This window comes from Micropruina sp. (assembly GCF_047607385.1).
Lineage (GTDB): Bacteria > Actinomycetota > Actinomycetes > Propionibacteriales > Propionibacteriaceae > Micropruina.
In genome coordinates this window covers 1-3,388 of sequence record NZ_JASGDE010000009.1, presented here as the reverse complement: position 1 = coordinate 3,388, position 3,388 = coordinate 1, and the positions used below count along the sequence as shown (strand labels likewise).

Here is a 3,388-nt window from a genome sequence, read left to right as displayed (position 1 = left end):
GAGCTGACCCACCGGGTCGCGATCGATCGACGCCGGGTCGAGGCCGCCGATGTGCTCCACACCGGCCCGTGCCGCTTCGGCGAGCAGGTCGAGCCCCCGCTGGCAAGGAGGTCTCGACAAGCTCGACCGACGATCTCCGCGGCGGGCACCGCGCGGGCAGGCCGGGCGCGATTGGTAGTCTCCTGCCGTCAAGGAACCTCCCGGCTTGAAGGGGCACGATGAGTCCGATCATCTACACGCACACCGACGAGGCGCCGCTGCTGGCGACGTACTCCTTCCTGCCGATCGTCCGGGCCTACGCCGCGGCCGCGGGCGTCGAGGTGGAGACCCGCGACATCTCCCTGGCCGGACGGATCATCGCCCAGTTCCCCGAGCGGCTGACCGACGAGCAGCGGCTGCCGAACGCGCTGGCCGAGCTCGGTGAGCTGGCCAAGACCCCGGACGCCAACATCATCAAGCTGCCCAACGTGAGCGCGTCCATGCCGCAGCTCAAGGCCGCGATCGCCGAGCTGCAGGGCAAGGGCTACGACCTGCCCGACTACCCGGACAACCCGGTCACCGCCGAGGAGACCGAGGCCAAGGCTCGCTACGACAAGGTCAAGGGCAGCGCGGTCAACCCGGTGCTGCGCGAGGGCAACTCCGACCGCCGCGCCCCCGAATCGGTCAAGAACTACGCCCGGCAGCACCCGCACTCGATGGGTGCCTGGAGCGCCGATTCGGCGACCAACGTGGCGACCATGGACGCCGACGACTTCCGGCACAACGAGAAGTCGGTGGTGATCGAGGCCGACGACGACCTGCGCATCGAGCTGGTGCCGTCCGACGGCGGCGAGACGGTCGTGCTCAAGGCATCGGTGCCGGTGCTGGCCGGCGAGGTCGTCGACAGCACGGTGATGCGCGCCGAGGCGCTGCAGCGCTTCCTGCGCGAGCAGATCGCCCGCGCCAAGGAGGCCGACGTGCTGTTCTCGGTGCATCTCAAGGCCACCATGATGAAGGTCTCCGACCCGATCATCTTCGGGCATGTGGTGCGGGCATTCTTCCCCGCCACCTTCGCCCAGTACGGCGATGCGCTGGCCGCGGCCGGACTCAGCCCCAACAACGGCCTGGGCGGCATCCTGGCCGGCCTGGACGCGCTCCCCGACGGCGCCGCCATCAAGGCCTCCTTCGAGCGGGAGCTGGCCGACGGGCCGGCGCTGGCGATGGTCGACTCCGACCGCGGCATCACCAACCTGCACGTGCCCTCCGACGTGATCGTGGACGCGTCCATGCCGGCGATGATCCGGATCGGCGGCCACATGTGGGGCCCGGACGGCAAGGAGGCCGACACCCTGGCGGTGATCCCCGACTCGTCGTACGCCGGCGTCTACCAGGCCGTGATCGACGACTGCCGCGCCCACGGCGCCTACGACCCGGCGACCATGGGCTCGGTGCCCAACGTCGGGCTGATGGCGCAGGCCGCCGAGGAGTACGGCTCGCACGACAAGACCTTCGAGATCGGCCAGGCCGGCACCGTCCGGGTGGTCACCCGGGCCGGCGATGTGCTGATCGAGCACACCGTGCAGGCAGGCGACATCTGGCGCGCCTGCCAGACCAAGGACGTCCCGATCCGCGACTGGGTGAAGCTGGCGGTGACCCGGGCTCGCGCCACTGGCGACCCGGCGATCTTCTGGCTCGACGAGAGCCGCGCCCACGACCGCAACCTGATCGCCAAGGTCGAGACCTACCTGCGCGATGCCGAGCTCGTCGGCGACATCACCGGGCTGGACATCACCATCGCCTCCCCCATCGAGGCCACCAAGGTGTCGGTGGATCGCATCCGGCACGGCAAGAACACCATTTCGGTGACCGGCAACGTGCTGCGCGACTACAACACCGACCTGTTCCCGATCCTCGAGGTCGGCACGTCGGCCAAGATGCTGTCGGTGGTTCCGTTGATCAACGGCGGCGGGCTGTTCGAGACCGGTGCCGGCGGGTCGGCGCCCAAGCACGTCCAGCAGCTGGTCAAGGAGAACTACCTGCGCTGGGACAGCCTGGGCGAGTTCCTGGCGCTGGCCGAGAGCTTCGCCAAGTACGGGCAGGTCACCGGCAACGCCTCGGCCCAGGTGCTCAGCGAGACCCTGGATCGGGCCACCGGCACGTTCCTGAACGAGAACAAGTCGCCGGGACGCCGGCTCGGCACCATCGACAACCGCGGCAGCCACTTCTACCTGGCCATGTTCTGGGCCGAAGAGCTGGCCGGGCAGAGCGACGATGCGGCGCTGGCCGCCCGGTTCGCTCCGCTGGCCGCCACGCTGCGCGAGCAGGAGGCGACGATCAACGCCGAGCTGCTCGCGGTGCAGGGCTCCCCCGCCGACCTCGGTGGCTACTACCGGCCCGACGATGCGTTGACCAGCGCCGTGATGCGTCCCTCGGCGACCCTGAACGCCGCCATCGAGGCACTCGCGCGGTGATCGACTCCAACCACTGGCTGCTGACCCTTGCCTGCGACGACCGGCCCGGCATCGTCCATGCCGTCACCGGCGCTATTGCGGAGGCCTACGGGAACATCACCGAGCTGCAGCAGTTCAGTTCGGCGGAATCGAACCGGTTCTTCATGCGGGTGCAGGTGCAGTCCGGCTTCGACCGCTCGGTGTTCGAGCACGCGTTCACCCCGATCGCGGCGTCCATGGGGGCCGAATGGGTGCTTGACTACGTCGGACGCCCCCGCCGGACGTTGATCCTGGCGTCCAAGATGGGGCACTGCCTGAACGATCTGCTGTTCCGGGCCCGGTCTGGCTACCTGCAGATCGAGGTGCCGCTGATCCTGTCCAACCATCCCGAGCTGCGCGACCTGGCCAGCTTCTACGGCGTCCCGTTCGAGGACCATGTGGTGCTGCCCGGAACCAAGGCCGCCTTCGAGGCCCGGGTGTTGGAGGCGGTCGAACAGCACGACATCGAGTTGGTGGTGCTGGCCCGCTACATGCAGATCCTGTCGCCGGAGTTGTGCGAGCGGCTGGCCGGACGAGCGATCAACATCCACCATTCGTTCCTGCCCGGCTTCAAGGGCGCCAACCCCTACCGCCAGGCGCACAGCCGCGGCGTGAAGTTGATCGGAGCGACCGCGCATTTCGTCACCGCCGACCTGGACGAGGGCCCGATCATCGAGCAGAACGTGCGCCGGGTGGATCACACCGTGGACGTCCCGGAGTTGGTGGCGATCGGTCAGGAGCAGGAGTCCCGCACCCTGACCGACGCGGTGAAGCTGTTCGCCGAGCACCGGATCATGGCCGACGGCCAGCGCACGGTGATCTTCCGCTGAACCCCTACCGAACGCTCGCCTAACTATTTGGGGCTCGCTGAATTCCGCGAGCCCCAAATAGTTAGGCGAGCGTTGGGTAGGGGTTCAGCG

Annotated in this window: 2 protein-coding genes; both read left to right on the top strand. The window is 68.6% G+C overall.

Annotation, left to right across the window (positions count from 1 at the left end; translation table 11 throughout):
* Window positions 1–218 precede the first annotated feature (218 nt).
* Window positions 219–2,450 (top strand): NADP-dependent isocitrate dehydrogenase, encoded by a 2,232-nt coding sequence (locus tag QM582_RS00495; RefSeq protein ID WP_415080768.1) that lies wholly within the window; start codon window positions 219–221, stop codon window positions 2,448–2,450.
* Window positions 2,447–3,298, top strand: a complete 852-nt coding sequence (gene purU / locus QM582_RS00490) for a formyltetrahydrofolate deformylase (protein ID WP_415080766.1) — start codon at window positions 2,447–2,449, stop codon at window positions 3,296–3,298. The genes QM582_RS00495 and purU overlap by 4 nt, the downstream gene beginning before the upstream one ends.
* Window positions 3,299–3,388: the final 90 nt, after the last annotated feature.